The sequence below is a fragment of the Micromonospora sp. AMSO1212t genome, from assembly GCF_008868145.1.
GTDB lineage: Bacteria > Actinomycetota > Actinomycetes > Mycobacteriales > Micromonosporaceae > Micromonospora > Micromonospora tulbaghiae.
The window spans coordinates 1-23,670 of record NZ_WBKS01000067.1 but is presented as its reverse complement, the minus strand read 5'-3'; the positions used below and the strand labels follow the sequence as shown (position 1 = coordinate 23,670).

General features: G+C 74.0%; 27 protein-coding genes. 11 read left to right on the top strand and 16 right to left on the bottom strand.

Features of this window, described 5'->3' with window-relative positions:
* Window positions 1-5: 5 nt before the first annotated feature.
* A complete protein-coding gene (locus F8279_RS17865) occupies window positions 6-410 on the bottom strand; it encodes an SRPBCC family protein (RefSeq protein ID WP_091420324.1) in 405 nt (134 codons plus the stop codon).
* 85 nt (window positions 411-495) lie between these two features.
* Here F8279_RS17865 and F8279_RS17860 point away from each other — a divergent pair, with 85 nt between their 5' ends.
* Together F8279_RS17860 and F8279_RS17855 are read left to right on the top strand one after the other, a co-directional pair.
* Window positions 496-966 (top strand): YfbM family protein, encoded by a 471-nt coding sequence (locus tag F8279_RS17860; protein WP_225853318.1) that lies wholly within the window; start codon window positions 496-498, stop codon window positions 964-966.
* Window positions 967-1,031: 65 nt separating this feature from the next.
* Entirely contained in the window at window positions 1,032-1,808 is a 777-nt protein-coding gene (locus tag F8279_RS17855; protein WP_091420329.1) for a hypothetical protein, read from the top strand.
* Between the two features lie 10 nt (window positions 1,809-1,818).
* Here the strand turns inward: F8279_RS17855 and F8279_RS17850 are convergent, their stop codons facing one another.
* Window positions 1,819-2,550 (bottom strand): SDR family oxidoreductase, encoded by a 732-nt coding sequence (locus tag F8279_RS17850; protein WP_091420331.1) that lies wholly within the window; start codon window positions 2,548-2,550, stop codon window positions 1,819-1,821.
* Between the two features lie 95 nt (window positions 2,551-2,645).
* Here F8279_RS17850 and F8279_RS17845 point away from each other — a divergent pair, with 95 nt between their 5' ends.
* Entirely contained in the window at window positions 2,646-3,494 is an 849-nt protein-coding gene (locus F8279_RS17845) for a LysR family transcriptional regulator (protein ID WP_091420334.1), read from the top strand.
* 8 nt (window positions 3,495-3,502) lie between these two features.
* Here F8279_RS17845 and F8279_RS17840 read toward each other — a convergent pair whose 3' ends face one another.
* From F8279_RS17840 to F8279_RS17805, 8 genes are all read right to left on the bottom strand, one after another.
* Window positions 3,503-3,982: a GNAT family N-acetyltransferase gene (locus tag F8279_RS17840; RefSeq protein ID WP_151500537.1), complete on the bottom strand. Its 480-nt coding sequence runs from the start codon at window positions 3,980-3,982 to the stop codon at window positions 3,503-3,505.
* A gap of 57 nt (window positions 3,983-4,039) precedes the next feature.
* Window positions 4,040-4,648, bottom strand: coding sequence for an ATP/GTP-binding protein (locus tag F8279_RS17835; RefSeq protein WP_091420339.1), 609 nt, complete (start codon window positions 4,646-4,648; stop codon window positions 4,040-4,042).
* The gene (locus F8279_RS17830; RefSeq protein ID WP_013287416.1) at window positions 4,629-5,018 is read right to left on the bottom strand and encodes a DUF742 domain-containing protein; all 390 of its coding nucleotides are present in this window, start codon (window positions 5,016-5,018) and stop codon (window positions 4,629-4,631) included. Before F8279_RS17830 ends, F8279_RS17835 begins: the two co-directional genes overlap by 20 nt.
* Window positions 5,015-5,440 (bottom strand): roadblock/LC7 domain-containing protein, encoded by a 426-nt coding sequence (locus F8279_RS17825; protein WP_091420341.1) that lies wholly within the window; start codon window positions 5,438-5,440, stop codon window positions 5,015-5,017. Before F8279_RS17825 ends, F8279_RS17830 begins: the two co-directional genes overlap by 4 nt.
* Window positions 5,441-5,506: 66 nt before the next feature.
* Window positions 5,507-7,969 (bottom strand): nitrate- and nitrite sensing domain-containing protein, encoded by a 2,463-nt coding sequence (locus tag F8279_RS17820; RefSeq protein ID WP_151500536.1) that lies wholly within the window; start codon window positions 7,967-7,969, stop codon window positions 5,507-5,509.
* A gap of 80 nt (window positions 7,970-8,049) precedes the next feature.
* Window positions 8,050-9,609: a prenyltransferase/squalene oxidase repeat-containing protein gene (locus tag F8279_RS17815; protein WP_151500535.1), complete on the bottom strand. Its 1,560-nt coding sequence runs from the start codon at window positions 9,607-9,609 to the stop codon at window positions 8,050-8,052.
* Complete coding sequence (locus F8279_RS17810) at window positions 9,606-10,481, bottom strand: terpene synthase family protein (protein ID WP_091420347.1); 876 nt, start codon at window positions 10,479-10,481, stop codon at window positions 9,606-9,608. The genes F8279_RS17815 and F8279_RS17810 overlap by 4 nt, the downstream gene beginning before the upstream one ends.
* Window positions 10,478-11,866 (bottom strand): cytochrome P450, encoded by a 1,389-nt coding sequence (locus tag F8279_RS17805; RefSeq protein WP_151500534.1) that lies wholly within the window; start codon window positions 11,864-11,866, stop codon window positions 10,478-10,480. The genes F8279_RS17810 and F8279_RS17805 overlap by 4 nt, the downstream gene beginning before the upstream one ends.
* Before the next feature lie 264 nt (window positions 11,867-12,130).
* Between F8279_RS17805 and F8279_RS17800 the strand changes: the two genes are divergently transcribed.
* Window positions 12,131-12,379, top strand: coding sequence for a DUF2630 family protein (locus F8279_RS17800; protein ID WP_091573435.1), 249 nt, complete (start codon window positions 12,131-12,133; stop codon window positions 12,377-12,379).
* Window positions 12,380-12,430: 51 nt separating this feature from the next.
* Here F8279_RS17800 and F8279_RS17795 read toward each other — a convergent pair whose 3' ends face one another.
* The 3 genes from F8279_RS17795 to F8279_RS17785 all read right to left on the bottom strand — a co-directional run bounded on the left by F8279_RS17795 (window position 12,431) and on the right by F8279_RS17785 (window position 15,116).
* Window positions 12,431-13,360, bottom strand: coding sequence for a serine protein kinase RIO (locus F8279_RS17795; protein WP_151500533.1), 930 nt, complete (start codon window positions 13,358-13,360; stop codon window positions 12,431-12,433).
* 206 nt (window positions 13,361-13,566) lie between these two features.
* The gene (locus F8279_RS17790) at window positions 13,567-14,211 is read right to left on the bottom strand and encodes an HAD family hydrolase (RefSeq protein WP_151500532.1); all 645 of its coding nucleotides are present in this window, start codon (window positions 14,209-14,211) and stop codon (window positions 13,567-13,569) included.
* A 59-nt stretch (window positions 14,212-14,270) separates the two neighbouring features.
* On the bottom strand, window positions 14,271-15,116 hold the full coding sequence (locus tag F8279_RS17785) for a carbon-nitrogen hydrolase family protein (RefSeq protein WP_151500531.1): 846 nt from the start codon (window positions 15,114-15,116) through the stop codon (window positions 14,271-14,273).
* A gap of 104 nt (window positions 15,117-15,220) precedes the next feature.
* Between F8279_RS17785 and F8279_RS17780 the strand changes: the two genes are divergently transcribed.
* From F8279_RS17780 to mug, 6 genes are all read left to right on the top strand, one after another.
* The gene (locus tag F8279_RS17780) at window positions 15,221-15,793 is read left to right on the top strand and encodes a TetR/AcrR family transcriptional regulator (RefSeq protein WP_013287426.1); all 573 of its coding nucleotides are present in this window, start codon (window positions 15,221-15,223) and stop codon (window positions 15,791-15,793) included.
* Between the two features lie 104 nt (window positions 15,794-15,897).
* On the top strand, window positions 15,898-16,815 hold the full coding sequence (locus F8279_RS17775; RefSeq protein WP_151500530.1) for a TIGR04222 domain-containing membrane protein: 918 nt from the start codon (window positions 15,898-15,900) through the stop codon (window positions 16,813-16,815).
* Window positions 16,812-17,630: a DUF692 domain-containing protein gene (locus F8279_RS17770; protein ID WP_151500529.1), complete on the top strand. Its 819-nt coding sequence runs from the start codon at window positions 16,812-16,814 to the stop codon at window positions 17,628-17,630. The genes F8279_RS17775 and F8279_RS17770 overlap by 4 nt, the downstream gene beginning before the upstream one ends.
* Window positions 17,627-18,073 carry a hypothetical protein gene (locus tag F8279_RS17765; RefSeq protein WP_091420366.1) on the top strand — a complete coding sequence of 149 codons (447 nt, stop codon included), beginning with the start codon at window positions 17,627-17,629 and terminating at the stop codon, window positions 18,071-18,073. The genes F8279_RS17770 and F8279_RS17765 overlap by 4 nt, the downstream gene beginning before the upstream one ends.
* Window positions 18,074-18,104: 31 nt before the next feature.
* Window positions 18,105-18,866 carry an SDR family oxidoreductase gene (locus tag F8279_RS17760; protein WP_091420369.1) on the top strand — a complete coding sequence of 254 codons (762 nt, stop codon included), beginning with the start codon at window positions 18,105-18,107 and terminating at the stop codon, window positions 18,864-18,866.
* Between the two features lie 121 nt (window positions 18,867-18,987).
* Window positions 18,988-19,608 (top strand): G/U mismatch-specific DNA glycosylase, encoded by a 621-nt coding sequence (mug, locus tag F8279_RS17755; protein WP_151500528.1) that lies wholly within the window; start codon window positions 18,988-18,990, stop codon window positions 19,606-19,608.
* 123 nt (window positions 19,609-19,731) lie between these two features.
* On the opposite strand, the gene F8279_RS17750 is transcribed toward mug, so the two are convergent.
* The 3 genes from F8279_RS17750 to F8279_RS17740 form a co-directional block, all read right to left on the bottom strand.
* Window positions 19,732-21,714, bottom strand: a complete 1,983-nt coding sequence (locus tag F8279_RS17750; RefSeq protein WP_151500539.1) for an ABC transporter ATP-binding protein — start codon at window positions 21,712-21,714, stop codon at window positions 19,732-19,734.
* Between the two features lie 132 nt (window positions 21,715-21,846).
* A complete protein-coding gene (locus tag F8279_RS17745; RefSeq protein WP_091420376.1) occupies window positions 21,847-22,614 on the bottom strand; it encodes an enoyl-CoA hydratase/isomerase family protein in 768 nt (255 codons plus the stop codon).
* 43 nt (window positions 22,615-22,657) lie between these two features.
* Complete coding sequence (locus F8279_RS17740; RefSeq protein ID WP_007072022.1) at window positions 22,658-22,885, bottom strand: helix-turn-helix domain-containing protein; 228 nt, start codon at window positions 22,883-22,885, stop codon at window positions 22,658-22,660.
* A gap of 181 nt (window positions 22,886-23,066) precedes the next feature.
* Between F8279_RS17740 and F8279_RS17735 the strand changes: the two genes are divergently transcribed.
* A complete protein-coding gene (locus F8279_RS17735) occupies window positions 23,067-23,669 on the top strand; it encodes a cadmium resistance transporter (RefSeq protein ID WP_151500527.1) in 603 nt (200 codons plus the stop codon).
* Window position 23,670: the final 1 nt, after the last annotated feature.

The window sequence follows — 23,670 nt, the reverse complement described above, 5'->3', positions numbered from 1 at the left end:
ATCGGTCAACCGGCGGCGCTCTCCAACACGGCCTTGAGCCGGGCCAGATCCGCCTCCACGAGCACGGTGTCCCGGTCGAAGTCCGCGTCGCTCATGCCCGGCATCCGCCGCAGGCTGAACACCACCTCGGTGGCGTCGCCGTCGGCGATCGCGCGCAGCGGCACGTACACCGTCTCGCCCGACGGCGTCAGCACCTCGTGGTCGAGCACGCCGTACTCGTTGGCCGGGGCGAAGGTCAGCCGCGCCCGCCCTTCGGGTGTGTCCACGAACCACTGGCCGTCGACCCGGGCCACCGAGCCGCCGAGGCCCGGCGCCCAGCGGGACAGGTTCCCCGGATCGGCGGCGAAGGCGTAGACCTCCGACACCGGCCGGTCGATGTGGACAGCGAGGTGCCGGGTGTCAGTGGCCATGCGCCGATGGTGCCATGCCTGTCGCACGCGCACGCTACGCTGCCGCCGATTCCGCCAGGCACCCCCGAGAGGCAACCCCATGGGCATGATCTTCAACGCACGCCGGCTGTCCGCCGAGGATCTGGCGGCGGTCCTCACCGACCCGGAGAAGGTCGGCACCCTGTTCCAGGGTGGCCCGGACGAGCTCGACCTCGACAAGGCGTGGCACGGGCTGCACTACCTGCTGAACGGCACCACGTACGAGGTCCGGGGCGACGCCGGCCCGGCGATCATCGGGGGCGACCCGATCGGGCCGGACCTCGGCATGGGCCCGGCCCGGCTGCTCATGCCCGACGCCGTGCGCGCCGTGGCCACCGGGCTCGACGCGGTGGACGAGACGACGCTGCGGGCCCGCTTCGACCCGGCGGCCATGTCGGAGGCCGAGATCTACCCGCACATCTGGGACGACGGCGACGACGAGTTCGACAACTACCTGCTGCCGAACTTCACCGCGCTGCGCGACTTCTACCGCGCCGCGGCCGAGCACGGGGACGGCGTGCTGCTCGCCATCACCTGAGCCGCCGGCAACGAGCCGCCGGAAACGGGTGCGCGCCGACGGCCGGGCGCCGGTAGCGTGCCGGCGTGGGACTCGACGCGTTCGTGTACTGCCGGTGCTGGCAGGACGGCCTCACCACGCCCTGCCCGGTCGAACCGGTCGGCATCGACGAGGAGGGCTGTCTCGCGCTGTTGCGGCCGTGGGAGGGCAACAAGGCCGCGCACCGCATGTTCGACGCCTGGCAGGCGGAGGCGTGCCCGCACAAGGCCATGGAGCAGGCGAGCGAGCACGTGTCCAACTGGGCCGGTGTGCGGCTGTTCCAGCAGGCGCTACGCGCCGCCGGCCCGGAGCGCTTCCCGACGCTCGCCACCGCGCTGCCGAACCTCAACGGCGGCTCGCTGCCGGCCGACCGGGCGGCGGTGGCGCTCGCCGAGCTGGACGCGTTCGTGCGCACCGACCGGATCAGCGACGAGGTCGAACTGATCGACGAGGCGACCGGCCGGGTGCTGATGCAGTACGTCGAGAGCTACCACGGGGTGTTCATGTTCGGCCCGGACTTCCAGGCCGGGGTCGATCCGAACGGCTTCTTCGTCCTCGACCGCGCCGACCCGCCCGCCACTCTGTTCCGGGCCGTCCGGTTCGGCCAGCGGCCGCTGCCCGGTGACCGGGTGGAGCTCACCGTCGGCGGGACGCGGACGGTGGTGACGATGCGGCCGGTGGGCGAGCACGGCGAGCCGCCGCCCGAACGGCTCGCGGTACGGACCCGGAGCCGGTCGGGCGAGGACTTCGCCTACATGGTGGAGCCGCTGCGCCGGCTGTGCGCGGCGTCGGTGGCGACCGGCAACCCGGTCATGTGGTGCTGACGAGCGGCGCTCACCACGGGATCACGCCGGCGTCCTCGAAGTAGCCGCCGGTCGGCCCGTCGTCCGGCAGCGTCGCCAGCCGGATTCCGATCGCCGCGCCCTGCTGCGGGGTTCGCACGCCCCGGAAGCCGTTCAGGTCGGTCGCGGTGAAGCCGGGGCAGCCGGCGTTGATCAGGATGTTCGTGCCTGCGAGCGCCCGCGCGTACTGGATCGTCACCGCGTTGAGCATGGTCTTCGACGGCGAGTACGCCACCGACAGCGGGCCGGTCTGGTCCTCGCCGGTTGACGCGCTCTGCCGGGTCAGCGAGCCGACGCCACTGGACATGTTGACGATCCGCGGCGAGGCTGAGCGGCGCAGCAACGGCAGCATCGCCTCGGTCACCCGGACCACCCCGATCACGTTCACCTCGACCGCGGTCCGGATGGTCGCGAGGTCGACGTCACCCGGGTGCTGGGGCATGCCACCGGTCACGCCCGCGTTGTTGACGAGCACGTCGAGGCCGCCGGCCTCCGTCTCCACCAGCCGGGCGGCGGCGGTCACGCTCGCGTCGTCGGTCACGTCCAGCGGTACGCCGAACGCGTCCACGCCACCCGCGCGCAGCTTCGCGACCGCTTCCGCGAGCCGTTGCTCGTCCCGGGCGCCGACGCCCACCCGCCAGCCCAGCGCGCCCAGGCCCGCCGCGATCTCGTACCCGATTCCCTTGTTCGCGCCCGTCACCAGCGCGATCGTCCGTTCGCTCATGCTCTCGATCCTGTCCGCGCGGCGCGCGGGCCTCCAACACCAGCTCGGTAGCGGGCGATACCCGACGGGTATCGATCCGGCGGTACGGTGGCGGGATGGAGACGCGGGAGCTTCGCTACTTCGTCGCGGTCGCCGAGGAACTGCACTTCGGTCGCGCCGCGCGCCGTCTGGGCATCGCCCAGCCGCCGCTGTCGCGCGCGATCCGGCAACTCGAACGGCGTCTCGGCGTGACCCTGCTGGAACGGGACAGCCGCAGCGTCGCGCTCACCGCGGCCGGGTCGGTGCTGCTACGGGAGGGCCGGGCCGCCCTGGACGCCGTGGATGCCGCCGACCGCCGTACCCGCCGCGCCGGTCAGGCCGTGAACGGCGGCCCCGGGCTGGTGCTGGCGACGAAGGCGGGCGCGTCGAGCGAGCTGCTGCCGAAACTGCTCGACGCGTACGCGGCCGAGCCGGACGCGGTCCCCGTCGAGGTGCTGTTGTGCGGCATCGGCGAACAGGAACGGCTGCTGCGCGACGGGCGGGCCGACGTGGCGCTGCTGCACCTGCCGTTCGACTCGACCACCGGGCTGGACACCGAGGAACTGGTCACCGAGCAGCAGGTGGCGGTCCTGCCGGCCGGCCATCCGCTGGCCCGGCGGCCGCACCTGCTGATGGCCGAGGTGGAGACGCTGTCCGGCCTGCCGATGCCGCGCTGGCCCCGGGCCGACGGGTCGTATCCGGAGGGCCTGGGCCCCGAGGTCCGCGACCACGCCCAGTTGTTCCAGCTCATCGCGCTCGGCCGTACCGCGGTGGTGCTGCCGGAGTCGGTGCGGACGCTGCTGCTCGCCGACCTGGCCGCCGTGCCGGTGCCGGACGCTCCGGCGGTGACCACTGTCATCGCGTGGCCGCCGCACAGCCGGTCCCGGCCCCTCGCCGCCCTGATCCGGACCGCCACCCGCCTGTAGGGACCGCCCTACGACAGGTCCTTGCGCATCTGCTGGGTGACCACCCGGTAGCCGGACGTCTCGTACAGCTTGCGCGCCGTCTCGTTGGCGCCGAAGACGTTCAGCTCGAGCGCCTGGGCGCCGTGCTCCCGGGCCGCCCGCTCCCCCGCCGCGAGCAGCGCCCGCCCCAGGCCCCGGCCCCGGTGCCCGGCGGCCACCTCGATGTCGTAGAGGAACGCGCAGCCGGCGAGCCCACGCGGATGGGTGAGGCCGATCCACAGGCGCCCCACCGGCGAGCCGTCGGCCAGCACGCCGAGCAGGAAGAGCATGCCGGGCGTCGCCATGCCCTGCGGCAGGAAGGCGGCACTTTCCTGCCGGGCCCGGTCGAGCGCCTCCTCCGGAGTCCAGTTGCCGGCGGCCACGTGCTCCTGCGCGTAGCCGGCGGCGAGTTCGTCCTGCCAGCGATCGAACTCCTCCGCCGACATCGCCCGCACGCTCACCTCGGTCATGGCGCCCAGACTGCCATGGTCGGCCGGCTCGCGCCGCCCCGCCGACGGCGCCGCGGATCAGTCCTCGGCGGCGCGGCGGCGCGCCTCCCGCAGCTTCATGGCGTGCTCCAGCAGCGTGATCAGCACCTCCTTGGCCGACTCCCGCTCGCGCGCGTCGCACAGCACCACGGGTACGTCCGGGTCAAGGTCGAGCGCGGCCTGCACCTCGTCGAGGCGGAACTGCTTGGCACCCTCGAAGCAGTTCACCGCCACCACGAAGGGCGTGCCGCGTCCCTCGAAGTAGTCGATCGACGGGAAGCAGTCGGCGAGCCGGCGGGTGTCCGCGAGCACCACCGCACCGAGCGCGCCCAGCGCCAGCTCGTCCCAGACGAACCAGAACCGGTCCTGCCCGGGCGTGCCGAACAGGTAGAGCACCAGGTCGTCGCTGATGGTGATGCGGCCGAAGTCCATCGCCACCGTGGTGGTCGACTTCTCCTCGATGCCGGACAGGTCGTCGATGCCGATCCCGGTCTCGGTCAGCACCTCCTCGGTGCGCAGCGGCCGGGTCTCGCTGACCGCGCCGACCATCGTGGTCTTGCCGACGCCGAACCCGCCCGCGATCAGGATCTTGATCGCGGTGGGCAGCGGTGCGGCGCCCGCCGGCCGCTCAGAGCGCCCGTAGTCCATTGATTACCGCCTCGAAAACGTGCTCGTCGGGAAGGCCGGCGGTGGTCGCGCGCGGCTCGCGTACCTGTACCAGGCTGCGGGCGGCCAGGTCTCCGAGGAGTACCCGGACCGTGCCCACCGGCAGGTCGAGATGGGCGGCGATCTCGGCCACGGAGAGGATCCGCTGGCAGAGGCCGACGATCGCCACGTGCTCCGGGCCGAGCCCGGACTCCGACCCGACATCCGTGCGGGTCGAGGTGACCAGCGAGATCAGGTCGAACGTACCGGTGACCGGGCGTGCCCGGCCTCCGGTCACCGCGTACGGGCGCACCACCGGGCCGGCGTGGTCGTCCACCCACTCCTGCTCCGCGGAGTCCCCCCGGCCGGTCATCGTGCCGTGTTCTCGCCGAGGGGCTGTTCCCGGGTCGGTGACGCGACGAACCGGCCGACCCGGGTGACGAGCATGGCCATCTCGTACGCGATCAGGCCGACGTCCGCGTCCTCCGAGGCCAGCACCGCCAGGCAGGCGTTACGCCCGGCCGCGGTGACGAACAGGAAGGAGGACTGCATCTCGATGATGGTCTGCTGTACGTGTCCGCCACCGAACCGCTTGCCCGCGCCGCGGGCCAGGCTCTGGATGCCCGCCGCCATGGCCGCCAGGTGCTCGCCGTCGTCCCGGCTCAATCCGCGGGACGAGGCCATCAACAGTCCGTCGGTGGAGAGCGCCACGGCGTGCTCCGCCTGCTTGACCCGGCCGACCAGGTCATCCAGCAGCCACGTCAGATCCGCGCTCGAAGCCGTCTTCTGCGCCACTCGTCGTCCTCATCTTCCCGGCTGGTGTGCCGTCAACATCCGGTTTCCGTCGCGTCGACGTCCCGGTCAGGTAACCTGCTCGTCCGCGTCGGCCGGCCCGCCGCCGGACCCCTGCGCTCCGCCGAGCAGGCGCGCGGCATCGGTACGGCCGCGTCGCGTACCGCTCTGGTAGGCGCTCATCATCCGGCGCACCTGCTCCGGTGCACGCGCCGTGTCGTCGTCGGCGGCGTCGTCGTCCGCCCCGGTCTGGTCGTGCCGCAGCTCCGGCACGAGGCTGGCCTGGCGTACCCGGACCGGCAGCCCCGCGTCGGTGACCGTCTCCGGCTCCGTCGCCGGCGACGCCTCTGCTTCTTCCGTCGTGGCGGCAGGCCGACGCTCCACCACTGTCAGCTCCGTGGTGGGCCCCGCCACCGCGGGCTGCCGCTTGCGGGTACGCGCGGGCAGCCCGGAGGGGGTCAGCCGGGGCGCCCGCGTCACCGGCTCCGGCGGGGCGGACTCGGCCGGCTGGTCCGGTTCGGCGCCGCCGTCCGGGCCGGACGGGGTCGCCGGCCCGTCGCCGTCGCCGTCCGGCGTGCTCCGCGCCGGATCCGGTGCGGGCGCCGCCGGCAGGGCCGTCCCGGGGGCGGGCAGGGCGTCGGACGCGTCGGCGCCGTCGGCGGTGATCAGTTCCCGCGGGATCAGCACCACCGCCGTCGTCCCGCCGTACGCGGACTCCTTGAGCTGCACCTTGACGCCGTGCCGCTCGGTGAGCCGGCTGACCACGAACAGGCCGAGCCGGGCGGCGTCGGCCAGGTTCAGCTCGGACCGGTCGACGATGCGCGCGTTGGCGGCGGCCAGCTCGTCGGCGCTCATGCCGAGGCCGCGGTCCTCGATCTCGATGGCGAAGCCGTTGGCCACGAGCTGACCGCGGACCTCCACTATGGTCTGCGGCGGCGAGAAGGAGAGTCCGTTCTCGATCAGCTCGGCCAGCAGGTGGATCACGTCACCCACGGCGCGGCCGGTGAGCGACACCTCGCCGAGCGGGCGCACGGTGACCCGGGTGTAGTCCTCGACCTCGGCGACCGCGCCGCGGACCACGTCGACCATGGGAACGTTGCGCCGCCAGGCCCGGCCCGGCGTCGAGCCGGAGAGCACGATCAGGTTCTCCGCGTTGCGCCGCATCCGGGTGGCCAGGTGGTCGACCCGGAACAGGTCCTCCAGCTCCTCGGCGTCGTGTTCCCGCCGTTCCATCGCGTCCAGCAGCGTGAGCTGCCGGTGCACGAGCGCCTGGGTGCGCCGGGCCAGGCTGAGGAACACGTCGCGTACGCTTCGGCGCAGTTCGGCCTGCTCGACGGCGGTACGGACGGCGGTCTCCTGGACGACGTTGAACGCCTTGCCCACCTGGCCGATCTCGTCGTCGCCGAACTGCAACGGTGGCGCCTCGCGGGCGACGTCCACCTCCTCGCCGCGGCCCAGCCGTTCCACCACGCTCGGCAGGCGTTCGTGCGCCAGCTTGAAGGCGGCCTCGCGCAGCCGTTCGAGCTGGCGGACGAGCGCACGTGTCGTGGTGATCGAGACGACCACGGAGGCGATGACGGCGATCAGGCCGAGACCGGCGGCGAGCACCAGCCGCACGATGACGCCGATCGCGACCGGCATGGCCCGGGACACGATGTCCTCACCACCGGCGAGGATCACCTCGCGCAGGTCGGCCATCGCCTTCTCGGCGGCGGCCTGCCACGCCGCGGTGGTCACCGGCGGGCGCACCTCGGCGCCCTTGGCCGCGAGCACCTGGTCCTGGAGCGTGCGGAGCTGCTGGAACGCGTCGCCCTGGACCATCCGGTCGAAGCGGGCGCGGTCGCTCGGGGCGAGTTCCCGGGCGGTGCGGTCGGCGAGGAACCACTGCGCGCCGACCAGGCGGGCGAAAGCGGTCTGCTCGCCGACGGTGATCCGGTTGGCCGCGATCGCGCCGGTGAGCAGCGCGTCCTGTTGGGACAGCAGCTCCCGGGACCGGTTGAGGTCGATGAGCGCGGCGGTGTCCTGGGCGATCTCGTCGTCGTCGAGGCCGCCGAGGGCGTCGAAGACCGCGAAGATCCCGTCGACCGCCTCGTCGTACGCGATCAGCGTGGTGGTCCGGTCGATGGTCTTACGGCTGACGTCGGCGCGTACCTGGCCGAGCTGGTCCAGCTCGATCTTCAGCTCGTCGAGCCGGCTCATCAGTTCCTCGCTGGCCGGGATCTCGGTGCGCCAGTCCCGCACCGAGCGCCACAGCGCGCCGGCGGTCTCGTCGGTACGCGCCCGCTGGGCCTCCAGTTCCTGCAGCCGGCCCGGGTCGGACTCGCCGAGGTAGCGCAGCGACAGCCGGCGCTCGGCCTGCAGCTCCTGCAGCAGCGGGTCGCTCGGTTCGAAGACGCGCGCGTTGAGCGTCTGCACGCCGAGCAGGTTGAATCCGTCCCGTACGGTCACCCACGCGGCGAACGCCCAGAGCGCGGTCAGCGACGCCAGCAGCGCGATGATCTTCGTACGGAGATTCGTACTGCGGGAACCCATCACACCGTCCTGGCCCGGTCTTCGGTCGGTCCGAAATCCGATCGACTCCGGCGCACGCTAGCAGCCGTCGTGAACCTCATTCAAGCGATCCTGATCATGGTAGGTGCGACCCTGGTCCGGGTCGCCCGGGCGCGGCCGGAGGCCGCCAGCACCGCGGCCCGCACGATCCGCGTCGGGCGGTAGAGGTCCTTGTCGTGCCATAGTGCCGGTTCGGCGTCGCATCCGTCCAGCTCGGACAGTCGACGGCGGCCCCGCGCCAGCGCCGACGTGATCCGGGCGTCGCCGGGCCGGCCCGCGTCGGCCAGGGCGAGCACCGCGTACGCGGTCTCCTCGGCGGTGCCGTCCCACCGTCCCCAGGAGCCGTCCGGGCGCTGCGTGTCCAGCAACCAGGCCACTCCCCGCTCGACCGCGGCGCGCGCCGCGCCGTCCGGGGCGTGGTCGGCCAGCGCCAGCAGCACCGCGTAGGTGGCGTAGTACGGCGAGGCGTGCCAGCGGTCCTCCCACCGCCCGTCCGGCTCCTGCCGGTCCAGCAGCCACTCGGTGACCCGGCGCCGGGCGCCGGTGACGCCGGGCGCGCTCGGTTGCTCGCCGAGCGCGTCGAGCACGTGCGCGTTCGTGGTCAGCGACGCCCCGTCCTCCCCCGGCCAGGTGCAGAAGTGCGCTCCGGTGTCGAACCCGGCCAGCGGCGCGACGCCCGGCGCGCGGCCCAGCCGGGCCAGCGCGTAGAGCGTGACCGCTGTGGTGTCGGCGTCGGCGGGCAGGCCGGGCGCGGTGGCCGCGCCGGACGGTCCGGCCGCGGCGCGCAGCTCGGTCAGCACCGGCTCGGGCGCGCCGACCGGCACGCCGGCCCGGACCAGGATGCCGAGCACCCAGGCGCGTTCGAAGACGGTGATCGGGCTCGCGCAGGGCACCGGACCGGGCCGGGCGACAGCGTTCAGGTAGTCGAGCGCGGGTCCGGGCTCCGGCCCGCCCAGCCAGGCGGCGGTCGCGGCGGGTGAGGCGCCGACCGCGCCGCTGGCCGAGGGACGCACCCCGGGCGCGCGGTACGCCAGCTGGCCCGCCACCTCCAGCGCGTGCGTCAGCTTCTCCGGTACGGGTCCTCCGGTGGCGAGCAGTCCGCGTACCCGGGTCAGCCGGGCCGGGTCGAGACCGGCCGGCAGCGGCAGGCGGGGCCGGCCGACCCACTCGGCCAGGCCGGGTGGCGGACCGGACGGCCCGTCGAGGTGCCGGTCCACCGCCGTCAGCAGCGCCGGCACGATCAGGTCGGTGGCCGGCAGGTCCGGCGGGGCGCCGGCACGCAGCGCGCCGGCCAGGTACGCCAGTCCCCGGCGCGCGGCGGCTGCGGGCGCGGCGGCCGGTCCGTCGCGGTGCAGCACGGTCAACAGCGCCTCGACCGCGCTCAGCGTCGGCACCAGGGCGTACCCGGCGGGGCCACCCCAGCCGCCGTCCGGACGCTGCCGGTCAAGCAGCCAGGCCACGCGCCGGTCGTGGCCGTCGAGCCAGGGCGCGAGCGCGACCAGCCGCCCGGTCTCGTAGACCGACGGCGACGTCTGTCCCTCCGGTTCGCCACCGAGCGCGGTGATCAGGTCGTGCGCGGTACCGGACCGGGTGGCGGGCACCGGTCGGGCGGTGAGCGTCACCGCACGCCCCAGAAGTCGGTGTTCCGGTAGAAGCCGGTGGTGAAGCCGAGCTGCCGGGACAGGAAGTCGGCCTCCCGGGGCACCTCGCCGGCCAGCTTCGCCAGCAGGACGCGGCAGTGGTCGACCTGCTCGACGAAACGCCGTTCGACCTCGGCCGGGTCGTTCACCAGCAGCAGCGCGTTGAGGTCGCCGGACTCGGCGTCGCGGCGGTGGGTGCCGAGGTCGTTGACCAGGCGCAGGGCCCGCTGGACCTCGTCGCTGACCTCGACGAGCCGTGCCAGCGTGGCCGCGTCGGACACCGATCCGGTGTGGATCCAGTGCGCCACGTTCACCACTGTCGCGGCGAGGTTGTCGGCGTTTGCGAGGTAGTCGGCGAGCGTGGGGCGGCCGGTACGCCGCCAGTCCCACTCGCGGGCCATCGCGCCGAGCATGCGTGCCATCGTGTCGCGCCAGTGGCCGCGCAGTACCGGGTAGGCGGGCGCGGCGGCGACGTCGTCGCGCAGCTCGGCGAGGAACCGGCCCAGCGGGTCGCCGGACTCGCTGCCGTCGAGCACGTCCAGGCAGACGCCGGTGATGCGGTCGACCTCGGCCCGGCTGGTCGCCTGGTGGTCGACCAGCCAGTCCACCGCGAAGCCCCAGAGCACCGCGCGGTTGGTCACGGCCAGCTCGGCGGCACTGTGCCAGGGGGCGCTGAACGCCATCGCCTGCGCGATGCTGCTGAACAGCGTCGCGTCGAACGGGTCGCCGGGGAACAACTCGGGGTGCGCAGCGGCGGCCCTGCGCAGGCCGCGCTGGCCCTGTGCGGCGAGCGCGCAGACCCGGCCCTGCTCCGCAGCGACGGCAAGCGGATCGGGTGTCGGCCCGTCGGTCATGCCCGCTCCGCCCGCCCGGCGGCGGCGACAAGCGTCAGCTCGACCCGCTCGCGCGGCCGCAGCGCCGCAGCCAGCCGCAACCCGGGTACGCCGGGGCGGTGCAGCCGGAACCGGTAGCGGCTGAGCATGGTGGCGAGGATGAGCTGGGCCTCCAGGTAGAACAGGTACATGCCGAGGCACTGGTGCGGCCCGCCGCCGAACGGGAAGTGGGCGTACCGGTGCCGGGCGCGGACCCGCTCGGGGCGGAACCTCTCCGGGTCGAACTCGTCCGGGCGGTCCCAGAACTGCCGCATCCGCTGGGTGATCAGCGGGCTGACCGCCATCGTGGCGCCGGGCTCGATCGGCACGCCGTCGATGACGTCCCCGGCAACCGCGCGGCGCGGGATGATCCACCCGATCGGGTAGAGCCGCAGCAGCTCGTCCAGCACCATCCGGGTGTAGGTGAGCCGGCTCAGGTGCTCGCGGCGTACCGGCTCGCCGCCGACCACCTCGTCGATCTCGGCGTAGAGCCGCTCGGCCACCTCGGGGTGCTGGTCCAGATGCGGCCACGCCCAGGTCAGCACGTTGATGGTGGTTTCCGTGGTGGCGGCGAACATCGCCACCGTGTCGTTGCGGACCTGCCGCTCGTCGAGTTGCCGCCCGTCGTCGGTGCGGGCCTGCCAGAGCGTCGAGATGACGTCGTCGCCCTGGTCGGCGGACTCCCGCGTCTCGCGGACCACCGGCACCAGCACGTCGTCGACGATGCGTACGGCGCGGGCGAACGTGCGGTCGCCGGGCATCGGCAGGGACAGCGGCGCGAACGGCACGATGATCCGGGGGATGACGGCGGTGGCGATCCGGTCCTGCGCCTCGATCACGCGCATCGCGTCCGGCACCGAGATCCGGTCGGCGAAGAGCACCTTCATGATCGCCCGGCTGACGATGCGCGCCTGCTCCACGCCGATGTCGACCGGCTGCCCGGCGCGGGCCGGCTCGTCCAGTTCCCCGACGGCGTCGCGGATCGCGTCGGCCATGCCGTCGACGAGCGCGTCGACCCGCTTGGCGGTGAACATCGGCTGGAGCATCCGCCGGCTGGCCGACCAGATCTGCCCCTCGCCGAGGATCCCCTCGCCGAACAGCCGCTTGACCGGGCGCCAGAACAGCCCGTCACCGGCCCGTTCGTAGTTGTCCGCCCGGTCACGCAGGACGTGCTGCACGTGCCTGGGGTGGGTGACCAGGTACGGCCGGAACGAGCCGAGGTTGAGCCGGACCAGTTCGCCTTCGGTACGGTTACCGATGTCGATGAGTGCCCGGGCGGGGTCGCGGAGCGCCGCCGGCAGGATCTGCCGCAGCGGTACGGTTCGGGGTCGGCCGGTGGGCCTCGGTGTGTCCGCTGGTTCGGGCACCTGAACGCTCCCTCGGTTGACTCAGGGTCGCGACTCCGTATCGACCCGTGACGTTGCCCGCGAGCATGCCATCCTGAGCCGCAGATCAAAAGGCAGCTCGGAGGATATTTCACGTAACAACAATCCCTTTGTCGAGATTGGAGCCCGTGGGATATGCGTCACTGACGTACACAGTGGCCGTTGCGGAGCGCGAGCGACGCTCACCTATCCGCGGACGGCGGCAGAACGCGGGCGCGGACCCGTCCGCTGTGCCAAGCTTCGGGCATGGACGACAAGACCATCCTCAGCCGGATCTCGGAACTCGTCGACGAGGAGCACCGGCTGCGCTCCGACGCGCAGCAGCACGAGGCCGGCACCGACGACGAGGCGCGGGAGCGGCTGCGCGCGCTGGAGGAGTCCCTGGACCAGTGCTGGGACCTGCTGCGCCGCCGCCGGGCCGCCCGCCAGGCGCACGGCGACCCGGACGCCCAGGGCGAGCGTCCGGTGCCGGAGGTCGAGCGCTACCTCCAGTGATCCGGACCGGACCGGCGTCCCGGGCGATCTCCCGCCCGGGACGCCAGTCGGTCAGCGGATGCCCGCCTCCCGCAGCAGCGCCTCGGTCAGCGCCGCCGGGTCGGTCACCGTCGCGGGCATCCCGCGGGCGGTGAACCAGGCGGCCACCACCCGCACGTCGCGGGCCAGGAAGTCGGCCCCCTGCGGGTTCGCCACCACGTCGACCACCTGCGGCAGGTCGATCATCACCAGCCGGCCCGCGTGCACCAGGAGGTTGTACGGGGACAGGTCGCCGTGTGCGTACCCGGCCCGGGCGAGCACTGTGAGCGCCTCCACGAGCTGGTCCCACAGGTCGCGCAGCTCGTCGTCGTCGGGCCGGACCTGGGCCAGCCGCGGCGCGGCCTCCCCCGCCTCGGCGTCGCCGACGAACTCCAGCATCAACTCGGTGCCGAGCAGCTGCACCGGATAGGGCACCGCGATCCGCCCGGAGGCGGCCCCGATCTCCCAGAGCTGGGACAACGCGGCGAACTCGGCCGCCGCCCACTGCCCGGCGATCATCTGCCGGCCGAACGCGGTGCGGCCGGTCATCGCCCGCATCTCCCGGGACCGGCGTACCCGGCGGCCCTCCAGGTAACCGGCGTCGCGGTGGAAGAGCCGGTGCTGGGCGTCGCGGTAGCGCTTCACCGCGAGCAGGCAACCGCGGTCGGTGCCCGGCACGGCGCGGCGGACCAGGTGGACGTCCGCCTCCTTGCCGGTCTTGAGCACCCCGAGCTCGGTGTCCCGGGCGGCCAGTTCGGTGACCAGCCAGTCCGGGTGCGGCTCGGGGCCGTGGACGGCCTGGTCCCAGGAGGACCAGGCGTCCTCCGCCTCGGGCTCGGCGTCCGGGTCGGTGCGGGTCGGCGGGGTGTGCCGCCCCCGCTTCAGGAAGTCGGGTTCGTCGTCGTCGAAGCGGCTCTTGCCGCGGCCACGGCGCTGCGGCGCCGGGAAGTCGTGATCGCGCACGGGTGGATCTGTCCTTCGATCGAGGCTGGTGGAGGCAGGTGGAACGACCCTGCGAAGACGGCCATGACCGACCTCCTCTCCTCGACCGGGCACACCCCGGCTGCGCACTCGCGCGGCACCATGCTCGTACCCCGCCCGGGGCAGGTCAACGGATTTTCCGCGCCGCCGCCCGGGCCGCCTTGTCGCTGCGCCGCCGTCGCGCGCGGTCAGCCGGCCAGTACGGCCGCGACGGCCGCGATCAGCCCGTCCTCGATGCGGGTGGGCGCGAACCGCGGGTCGGACCAGCGGCGTCCCCGGTGCAGCCAGACGCTGGGCAGGCCCACCGCTGTCGCGCCGCCGATGTCCGCCTCCGGGCTGTCGCCGACCACCCACGCGCCGCGCAGCGGCATCCGGGCCCGCTGGGCGGCGAGCGCGAAGATCCTCGGGTTGGGCTTGCTGACGCCCGCCTCCTCGGAGATCACCCAGTCGGCGACGTAGCGGTCGAGGCCGGTTTTGCGGATCTTGGCGTCCTGTTGACGGGACGCGCCGTTGGTGACCACCACCGGCACCCAGCCGGCGTCGGCCGCGATCCGCAGCGCGCAGGCCACCAGCGGGTCGAGCCGCATGTGGGACATCACCCCGTCGTGCAGCTCGTCGACCAGGTCGATCGAGGGGATGCGCAGCGCGTACCGGTCGCGGATCGCATCCGCCACGTCCCACCTGTTGGTCAGCCCGTCCGCGTCCACGGACACCAACCAGTCGAGGTCGGCCGGCGGCGCGCCGATGCCGTCCAGGAAACGTTCTCCCCAGGCGCGGAACGGCCCGTCGCGGTCCAGCAGGGTGTTGTCCAGATCGAGCAGGAGCAACGGCACCTGGGCACCCTACGGGACGGGCCGGAGCACCGACAGGGCCGAGGGCCCCGCCACGGCGATCAGGCGACGAGGACGGCGCGATCCGCCCCGGCGTCGAGCGGACGGTCCAGCAGCATCGTCTGCGCCGCGCGGGTGGCGGCCAGCGCGTCCGGGTCCAGCGTGGCCACCAGCACGTCCTCGCCGGTGTCGGCGCCCCGGGTCAGCGGCCGGCCCTCCGGGTCGTACACCGCCGCGGCGCCGTTGAAGCGCCAGGGATCGGTGCCGCCGACCGAGTTGGCGAAAACCACGTACATCGTGTTGTCCAGCGCCCGGGCGGCGTAGTAGAGATCGCGGCGGTGCGCCGAGCCGGCCAGGTAGCCACCCGGGCAGAGGTAGCCGTGCGCGCCGTCGCCGGCGGCGGCCCGCGCGTGCTCCGGGAAGCAGCCGTCGTAGCAGACGCCCAGTCCCAGCCGCCACGTGTCGACCACGAGCGTGGCGCCCCGGCGTCCGGCGTCGAACAGCTCCCGCTCGCCGCTCCAGAGCTGCTGCTTGTCGTAGGCGGCGGTGACCGTGCCGGCCGGATCCACGACGAGCAGGGAGATGGTGCGACGCCGGTCGGGGTGGCGGACGGCGGCGCCGATCACCACGGCGGCGCCCGCGTCGACGGCGGCGGAGCGCAGCGGGTCCAGCCGGGCGTCGGTCACCCGGCCGTCGGCGTCGGCGGCCACGTCGGTGGCGTCCGGATCGGCGCCGAGCGTCGGCGGGTGGTACGCCGGCAGGAACAGCTCGGGCAGCACCACGACGCGGGCGCCCTCGGCCCGGGCGACGAGGCGGGCCGCGGCACCGGCGTTGCCGGCGACGTCGCCAGGGGCGGGCTGGGCCTGGACGGCGGCGACGGTGAGCGGGCGCGCGGGAAGGGCGGTCACGCGCCGATCCTAACCACCCGACGGCGGCAGATGATCATCCGGGATCGCATCTCAAGCCGTACGTACGGTTTGCATCGGCCGGTTCCACCTGCAACGATCCGTTCGTGCCCAGAGTAAGTCAGGACCAGCTCGACGCGCGCCGGCAGGAGATCCTCGCGGCGGCGCGGGCGTGTTTCGCCCGGCACGGCTACGAGGGCGCCACCGTGCGGCGGCTGGAGGAGGCCACCGGCCTGTCCCGTGGCGCGATCTTCCACCACTTCCGGGACAAGGACTCCCTCTTCCTCGCCGTGGCCGAGGACGACGCCGCCGCCATGGTGGAGACGGTGGCCCGCAACGGTCTCGTGCAGGTGATGCGCGACCTGCTGGCCCGGGCCGTCTCGCCGGACACCACCGGCTGGCTCGGCAGTCAGCTGGAGGTGTCCCGCCGGCTGCGCACCGACCCCGCCTTCGCCAAGCGCTGGGCGGAGCGTTCCGAGGCCATCGCCGGGGCCACCCGGGAGCGCCTGCTGCGCCAGCGCGAAGCCGGCGTGCTCCGCGACGACGTACCGATCGACGTGCTGGCCCAGTTCCTGGAGCTGGCCTACGACGGGCTGGTGCTGCACCTGGCGATGGGCCGGCCCGCCGGCGACCTGGCCCGGGTGCTCGACCTGGTCGAGGAGGCCGTCCGCCGGCACTGAACCGCCGCCGGTCTCGGTCCGGTAACTACACCGCTCCAGGAGATCGACTCTGGCGCGCCTGCTCCACAATGAGCCGCGACCCCTCCTCGCGACAGGAGCAGACGATGACCCCCTCCGACACCTGGGGCATCCCCGGCCCCGTCTTCCTGCGCTGGTACCTCCTGCTCGCCGTCGTCCTGGTCGTCGGTGCGATCGTGTACCGGCGGCGCATGCTGGCGGGCACACCCGTGACCGCGTACGGCGACCTGGGTCCGCAGCAGGTCGCGTACCTCAACGGCGGTGACCAGCTCGCCGTCTGGGCGGCGCTCGGCGGGTTGCGGCACACGGGCGCGGTCGGGGTACGGCCGGACCGGCGGCTCACCACGGGCGGTCCGCTGCCGGCCGGGGCCACCCCGCTCGACCAGGCGGTGCACCACGCGGCCAGCCGGGGTCTGCGTACCCGGGACCTGGCCGCCGACGAGTGGGTCCGGCGGGCGCTCGACGAGCTGCGCGACGGCCTGGTACGGCGGGGCCTGGCCCTGGACCAGGAGCGGCGCCGGACGCTGCGGCGCGGCGCTCTGCTGGTCGGAGCCCTGCTGGTCATCGGCATCGTGCGCGCGGTCTCCGGGCTGCTCAACGACCGGCCCACCGGCTGGCTGCTGCTCAGCCTGTTCCCGCTCGGCCTCGCGTTCGTGCTGCTCAACCGCGTGCCCTGGCGTACCCGGGCGGCCACCGCCGCGCTCGACGACATGCGCCGCCGGCACACGTGGCTGCGGCCGGCGGCCGGGCCCGCGTACACGACGTACGGCCCGACGGAGGTGGCGCTGGGCGTGGCGCTGTTCGGCACCGCCACGCTCTGGACCATGGATCCGGGCTTCGCGGAGCAGGCCGAGATCCAGCGGCAGGCGATGGGCAACACGGGCGGCGCCAGCTCCGGCACCTCCTGCGGCGGCGGAGCGACCGCCGGCGGCGGCAGCTCCTGCGGCGGCGGCAGTTCGTGCGGCGGAGGCGGTGGCTGCGGCGGAGGCGGGTGCGGCGGATGAGCGGCCCGTCCGGCGTCGGCATCGGCTGGCGCCCCGAGATCGCCGGGTTCGTCGCCGGGCTGCCAGGGCTGCGCTTCATCGAGGTGGTCGCGGAGGCGGTCGCCCCGGCCGGGCCGCTCCCGGACGGGCTCGCCGAGCTGCGCGAACGCGGCGTCGACGTCGTACCCCACGGGGTGCGGCTGTCCCTCGGCGGCGCGGAGCCGGTCGACCCGGCCCGGGTCGCGCACCTGGCCGGGGTGGTCGCGGCCCTGGACGCGCCGCTGGTGAGCGAGCACATCGCGTTCGTGCGGGCCGGCGGTCTGGAGGCCGGTCACCTGCTGCCGCTGCCGCGCAGCCGCGAGGCGGTCGCAACGGTGGTGGCGAACGTACGGCGGACGCAGGCGGAGCTGCCGGTGCCGCTGGCCCTGGAACCGATCGCGGCACTGTTCGACTGGCCCGACGACGAGCTGGACGAGGCGGACTTCCTCGCCGAGATCCTCGACGCCACCGACGCGCTGCTACTGCTCGACGTGGCGAACGTGCACGCCAACGCCCGCAACCGGGGCGGCGACCCGGCCGCGCTGCTGGACCGGCTGCCGCTGGAGCGCATCGCCTACGTGCACGTCGCGGGCGGCGCCGAACACGGCGGCTTCTACCACGACACGCACACCGACCCCGTGCCCGCCGCCGTGCTGGACCTGGTCCGCGAGCTGTGCGCCCGGCGCCGGCCGCCCGCGCTGCTGCTGGAACGCGACGGGCACTACCCGCCCGCCGCCGAGCTGCGCGGCGAACTCGACGCGCTGGCCGCCGCGTCCGGCCACCCGGTGGTCACGTGAGCGGCGACCTGGCGGCCCGGCAGGCCGAGCTGGTCGCCGCGCTCGTCGCCGGTGGACCGCTGCCGCCCGGCTTCACCCCGGGCCCGGTCGAGGCGGCCCGCCGGGCGCTGCTGCGCAAACGGGCCGGTGACGTGGCCCGGCACTGGCCGCTGCTCGCCGCCGGGCTCGGCTCCGCCTGGCCGGCCACGTTCACCACGTGGGCCGACGGCCGTCCCACGAACGGTTCGCTGCGCGACGGCTGGGACCTGGCCCGCGACCTGCGCGACCGGGACGCGCTGCCGCCGCTGGGCGCGGAGGAGCTGGCCGCGCGCGAGGCCGCGAGCCGTTACGACGGCCGCCGCCCGCCCCGGCCACGCCGGCTGCCGGCCCTCGCCCGGGCCGGCGGCGCCGTCGCGGTTCAGGTCGCCGGCCGGGTACGCCTGCTGCGACCCGCCCCGCGCTGACAGGCACCCGCCGGTACGGCAGGATCGGTGTATGGATCTCGGACTCGCCGACCGGGTGTACGTGCTCACCGGCGCCTCCGGCGGCCTCGGCTTCGCCACCGCCGAACAACTCGTCGCCGACGGCGCCCGGGTGGTCGTCTCCGCGCGTACCCCGGAACGGGTGGCCGCCGCCGTCGAGGCGCTCGGTGACCCGCTGCGGGCGATCGGGCTGACCGCCGACCTCACCGACCCCGCCACGCCGGAGCGGCTCGTCGCCGCCGCCCGGGAACACTTCGGCCGCCTCGACGGCGCGCTGATCTCGGTCGGCGGCCCCCCGCCCGGCACCGCCGCCACAGTCACCGACGAGCAGTGGCGCGAGTCGTTCGAGACGGTCTTCCTGGGCAGTGTCCGGCTCGCCCGCACGGTGGCCGGGGCGCTCACCGACGGCGGCGCGATCGGGCTGGTGCTGTCCACCTCGGTACGCGGACCGCTGCCCGGCCTCGGCATCTCCAACGGGCTGCGGCCGGGCCTGGCCGGCGTCGCCAAGGACATGGCCGACGAGTTCGGCCCGCGCGGCGTACGCGTGGTCAGTCTGCTGCCGGGACGGATCATGACCGACCGCAACCGGGAGCTGCTGGCCGGCTCCGGCGACCCCGAGCGGGCCCGCGCGCAGGCCGAGGCGGCGATTCCGCTCGGGCGCATCGGCGACCCGGCGGAGTTCGGCAAGGTGGCCACGTTCCTGCTCTCCCCCGCCGCCGGGTACGTCACCGGGATCACCGTCCCGGTCGACGGCGGCGCGCTGCGCGGGCTGTGACGGTGGGTGCGGTGGTCGGCTCTCCCGCGGCGACGGTTCCGGTGAGCCGGGTGCGGGTGGCCACGCCCGCGGCGGGCCGGTCACACGAGACGCCGGGCCGGTCACGCGAGACGGCGGGTCGGTGAGCGATCGACGGCGACCGGCCGGTGGGCGGCCCGAGGCCGCGCCCGGACCGGGCACGCCCGCCCGCCGTCACCCCCGGCCCAGCCGGGAGCAGCTCGCCGCGGCCGCCGACCGGCTGCTGCCCGACGTGATCGCGCCCGGCCTGGACGTGCTGTTCGTCGGCATCAACCCGGGCCTGTGGTCGGCGGCCACCGGCTGGCACTTCGCCCGCCCGGGCAACCGGTTCTGGCCCGCCCTGCACCGGGGCGGCTTCACGCCGCGCCTGCTGCACCCCAGCGAACAGGACACGCTTCCGGCGCTGGGCCTCGGCATCACCAACATGGTCGCCCGGGCCAGTGCCCGCGCCGACGAGCTCACCGCCGGCGAACTCGTCGACGGAGCGGCCACGCTCACCGCGAAGGTCGAGCGCTACCGGCCGCGCTGGGTGGCGGTGGTCGGGGTGACCGCGTACCGGATCGGGTTCGCCCGGCCGAAGGCCGGTTTCGGGCCGCAGCTGGAGACGCTCGCGACGGCCCGGCTCTGGGTGCTGCCCAACCCGAGCGGCCTGAACGCCCACTTCACCCCGGAGACGCTCGGCGCCGCGTTCGCCGAGCTGCGCGCCGCGGTCGTCGCGGGTTAGGGCTTCTGTCCTCGCGGGTCAGAGCTTCGGTCGTCGCGGCTTGGAGCTTCGGTCGTCGCGGCTTGGGGCTTCGGTCGTCCGGTGCCACCGGTCCGGCGCCGGGGGTGTGGCCACGCCGCTGGGCTAGTTGGCCGTTGCCGGGGGCATGGCCTCGTGGGCGACGTAGGTGCCCATCGGCACTGTGGTCACCACCGGCTCGGGCTGCTCGGCCCCGGCGTGGGGCGCGGCCGAGTCGGTGACCGCGAACTGGGTGCGGTACAGCTCGGCGTACAGGCCGCCGACGGCCACCAGCTCGTCGTGCCGGCCCCGCTCCACGATCCGGCCCTCGTCGAGCACGAGGATCTGGTCGGCGTCGCGCACTGTGGAGAGCCGGTGCGCGATGACCAGCGCGGTACGCCCGGTCAACGCCACCGACAACGCCCGCTGCACCGCCGCCTCGCTCTCCGAGTCCAGGTGCGCGGTGGCCTCGTCGAGGATCACGATCGACGGGGCCTTGAGCAGCAGCCGGGCGATGGCGATGCGCTGCTTCTCGCCGCCGGAGAAGCGGTAGCCCCGCTCGCCGACTGTCGTGTCGAGCCCGTCCGGCAGCGCCCGAACCAGGTCGGCGACCTGCGCGCCGGCCAGCGCCGCCCAGATCTCGTCGTCGGTGGCGTCCGGCTTCGCGTAGCGCAGGTTCTCCCGGATGGTCTCGTGGAACAGGTGCGAGTCCTGGGTGACGACGCCGATCTCGTCGCGGAGGGAGGCGAGCGTCGCGTCCCGTACGTCGACGCCACCGACCAGCACCTGGCCGTCGCTGACGTCGTAGATCCGGGAGATCAGCATGGACAGCGTCGACTTGCCCGCGCCGGAGGGGCCGACCAGGGCCACCATCTGCCCCGGCTCGACGGCGAACGAGACGCCCCTGAGCACCGGCTCGTTGACCGTCCGGTCGAGGGTCGAGACCTCCTCCAGGGAGGCGAGCGACACCTCGGCGGCGCTCGGGTAACGGAAGCGCACGTCGCGGAACTCAACCCGGCCGTTGCCGCGCGGCACCGGCATCGCGTCGGGCTTCTCGGTGATGGACGGGCGCAGGTCGAGCACCTCGAAGACCCGGTCGAAGGAGACGAGCGCGCTCATCACGTCGACCCGGACGTTCGACAGCGCGGTCAGCGGACCGTAGAGACGGGTCAGCAGCAGCGCCAGCTTGACGACGGTGCCGGCGCTGACCGCCCCGGTGACCGCCAGCCAGCCGCCGACGCCGTACGTCAGCGCCTGGGCCAGCGACGCGACGAGCAGCATCGCGACGAAGAACGTCCGCGAGTACATCGCGGACTGGATGCCGATGTCGCGTACGCGCTCGGCCCGGCGGGCGAACCGGTCGGCCTCCACCTCCGGCGCGCCGAACAACTTGACCAGGAGCGCGCCCGCCACACCGAACCGCTCGGTCATGGTCGCGTTCATCTTGGCGTCGAGGTTGTACGACTCGCGGGTGATCTCGGCCAGCCGCCGGCCGACCCGGCGCGCCGGGATGATGAAGATCGGCAGCAGCACCAGCGCCATCACGGTGATCTGCCAGGACAGCACGAGCATCGCCGCGGCGGTGAGCACGAGCTGGATGACGTTGCTGACCACGCCCGACAGCGTCGAGGTGAACGCCCGCTGGGCGCCGAGCACGTCGTTGTTGAGCCGGCTGACCAGGGCGCCGGTCTGGGTGCGGGTGAAGAACTGCAACGGCATCCGCTGGACGTGGTCGTACACCCGGGTGCGCAGGTCGAGGATGATGCCCTCGCCGATGCGGGCCGAATACCACCGCTGGACCAGGGAGAACAGCGCGTCGGCCACGGCGAGCGCGGCGATGATCAGGGCGAGCCGGACCACTGTCGAGCGGGCGTCGGCGCCGCCCTCGGCGATCGCGTCGATGACGTCGCCGGCGAGCAGCGGCGTGGCCACGCCGATCACCGCGGCGACGATGACGGTGATCAGGAAGACGACGATGTCGCGCCGGTAGGGCCGGGCGAACGCGACGATCCGCCGGGCGGTGCCGCGCTTGAGCTCGTGGGCGGAGACCTCGTCGCGGTTACGCAGCGACCGGAGCATGCTCCAGCCGCCCATGCCGCCGCCGGCCATGGGGTGGGACACTCGTCACCTCCGGGTCGTCGGGGCAGCATGAACCGTCGGAATCCATTCTCCCGACGCCTGTGACAACCTCGCGAGTAACCCAGATCTTCCCGGACGGTCCTTACGAAATCGCCGTCCCGGCTATTCGCCCCGCCCGGCCAGGTCCCGGATCCGCCGGGTCTGCGCCTCCCGCTCGGCGCGCTGCTGCTCGGCGTGCGAGCGGCCGGCCGCGCCCGCGAGCAGCGCCTTGATCTCGATGATCGCGTCCCGGTTGTTCGCGAGCAGCCCGGCGGAGAGGTCACGCACGGCGCCGTCCAGCTCGTCGTTGGGCACCACGAGCGTGGCCAGGCCGATCCGGTCCGCCTCGGTGGCGTCCATCCGCCGGCCGGTGGCGCAGATCTCCAGCGCCCGGGAGTAGCCGACCAGCTCGACCAGGCGGCGCGTGCCGGCCAGGTCGGGAACCAGACCGAGGGTCACCTCGGCCATCGAGAGCTTGGCGTCGGCGGCGAGCACCCGCATGTCGCAGGCCAGCGCGAGCTGGAAGCCGGCGCCGATGGCGTGGCCCTGCACGGCGGCGATCGACACCACGTCCGGCCGGTGCAGCCAGGTGAATCCGCCCTGGTACTCGGCGATCCGGTCGGCGCACTCCGCCTCCGGCATCGCGGCCAGCTCGGCGAAGGAGCCCGGCCCGGTCGCACCGGCGACCGCCAGGTCCAGGCCAGCGGAGAAGGCTCGCCCCTCTCCGCGTACGACGACGACGCGGACGTCGCCGGGCAGGTCGCGGGAGAAGTCGCTCATCGCGCGCCACATCGCCGGGGTCTGCGCGTTGAGCACGTCGGGCCGGCACAACGTCACCGTCGCGACCGGCCCGTCGCAGTCGAAGCGCACTCCGGTCGTCTCGGCGGTCACCGGACGCCCCGGAACGCGCTGGTGGACGACGCTGGGGGGCGGGTCACGCCTTCTTCCGGCGCCGGGCGCCGCCGCGCTGCCGCAGCTGCACCCCGGACTCGGTGAGCACACGGTGGATGAACCCGTAGGAACGGCCCGTCGAGGCCGCCAGAGCACGGATGCTCTCACCCCCGGTGTACCGCTTTACCAGGTCTTTGGCGAGCGTCTGGCGCTCGGCCCCGACGATCCGGCGACCCTTCTCAGTGCTGGTGGCTGTGCCGGTGGCTGCCATGCTGATTCCTCACGTCCCAGACTGTGCGGTTCGGATACGGTCCCACCTATTAGACCGCCTCGGACGATCATGCGCCAGATATCAACTATTCGCCAACCGACACGCTACGCAATGTCAGCTTCCCGATAGAGTGATCCTTCCGACCGGCTGATCCGTACCGCCCGGCCCGTACCCTGCCGGGGTGACCGAGCCGATCACCGCCGCGGCCGCCGCGGCCGGGGTGTTCGCCGCCACCAACCTCGACGACGTCGTCGTGCTCACCGTGCTGTTCGTGGCGTCCCGGCACAGCGGCCGGCCCCGGCCCTGGCAGATCGTTGCCGGTCAGTACGCGGGCATCGGCGCGCTCGTCGCGGTCGCGGTGGTGGCCGCCGCCGGGCTGCTCGTGGTGCCGGACCCGTGGCCCGGGCTGCTGGGGCTGCTGCCGATCGCGCTCGGCGTACGCGCGCTGCTGACCCGGCGCGACGACGACGAGCCGGCGGCGGTGGTCGGCAGCCTGCTCGGCGTCGCCGGGGTGACGATCGCGAACGGCGCGGACAACATCGCCGTCTACGTGCCGGTGTTCCGCGCCCTCGACCCGGTCACCGGCCTGATCTGGCTACTGGTGTTCGCCGTGCTGGTGGCGGTCTGGTGCGCGGCCGCCGCCGCGCTCGGCGGTCAGCCCCGGGTGGTGGCGCTGGTCGGCCGCGCCGGCCACTGGCTGGTCCCGGCGATCTTCATCGCCATCGGCGCGACCATCCTGCTCACCTCCGGCGTCCTCCCCCACCTGGCCGCCCTCCTGACCTGAC

Excerpts from the sequence above, each read along its gene's own strand:
- F8279_RS17865 (WP_091420324.1), bottom strand. The coding sequence starts at position 410 with ATGGCCACTGACACCCGGCACCTCGCTGTCCACATCGACCGGCCGGTG.
- F8279_RS17860 (WP_225853318.1), top strand. The coding sequence starts at position 496 with ATGATCTTCAACGCACGCCGGCTGTCCGCCGAGGATCTGGCGGCGGTC.
- F8279_RS17850 (WP_091420331.1), bottom strand. The coding sequence starts at position 2,550 with ATGAGCGAACGGACGATCGCGCTGGTGACGGGCGCGAACAAGGGAATC.
- F8279_RS17845 (WP_091420334.1), top strand. The coding sequence starts at position 2,646 with ATGGAGACGCGGGAGCTTCGCTACTTCGTCGCGGTCGCCGAGGAACTG.
- F8279_RS17840 (WP_151500537.1), bottom strand. The coding sequence starts at position 3,982 with ATGACCGAGGTGAGCGTGCGGGCGATGTCGGCGGAGGAGTTCGATCGC.
- F8279_RS17835 (WP_091420339.1), bottom strand. The coding sequence starts at position 4,648 with ATGGACTACGGGCGCTCTGAGCGGCCGGCGGGCGCCGCACCGCTGCCC.
- F8279_RS17830 (WP_013287416.1), bottom strand. The coding sequence starts at position 5,018 with ATGACCGGCCGGGGGGACTCCGCGGAGCAGGAGTGGGTGGACGACCAC.
- F8279_RS17820 (WP_151500536.1), bottom strand. The coding sequence starts at position 7,969 with ATGGGTTCCCGCAGTACGAATCTCCGTACGAAGATCATCGCGCTGCTG.
- F8279_RS17810 (WP_091420347.1), bottom strand. The coding sequence starts at position 10,481 with ATGACCGACGGGCCGACACCCGATCCGCTTGCCGTCGCTGCGGAGCAG.
- F8279_RS17800 (WP_091573435.1), top strand. The coding sequence starts at position 12,131 with ATGGACGACAAGACCATCCTCAGCCGGATCTCGGAACTCGTCGACGAG.
- F8279_RS17775 (WP_151500530.1), top strand. The coding sequence starts at position 15,898 with ATGACCCCCTCCGACACCTGGGGCATCCCCGGCCCCGTCTTCCTGCGC.
- F8279_RS17770 (WP_151500529.1), top strand. The coding sequence starts at position 16,812 with ATGAGCGGCCCGTCCGGCGTCGGCATCGGCTGGCGCCCCGAGATCGCC.
- F8279_RS17760 (WP_091420369.1), top strand. The coding sequence starts at position 18,105 with ATGGATCTCGGACTCGCCGACCGGGTGTACGTGCTCACCGGCGCCTCC.
- F8279_RS17750 (WP_151500539.1), bottom strand. The coding sequence starts at position 21,714 with ATGGCCGGCGGCGGCATGGGCGGCTGGAGCATGCTCCGGTCGCTGCGT.
- F8279_RS17740 (WP_007072022.1), bottom strand. The coding sequence starts at position 22,885 with ATGGCAGCCACCGGCACAGCCACCAGCACTGAGAAGGGTCGCCGGATC.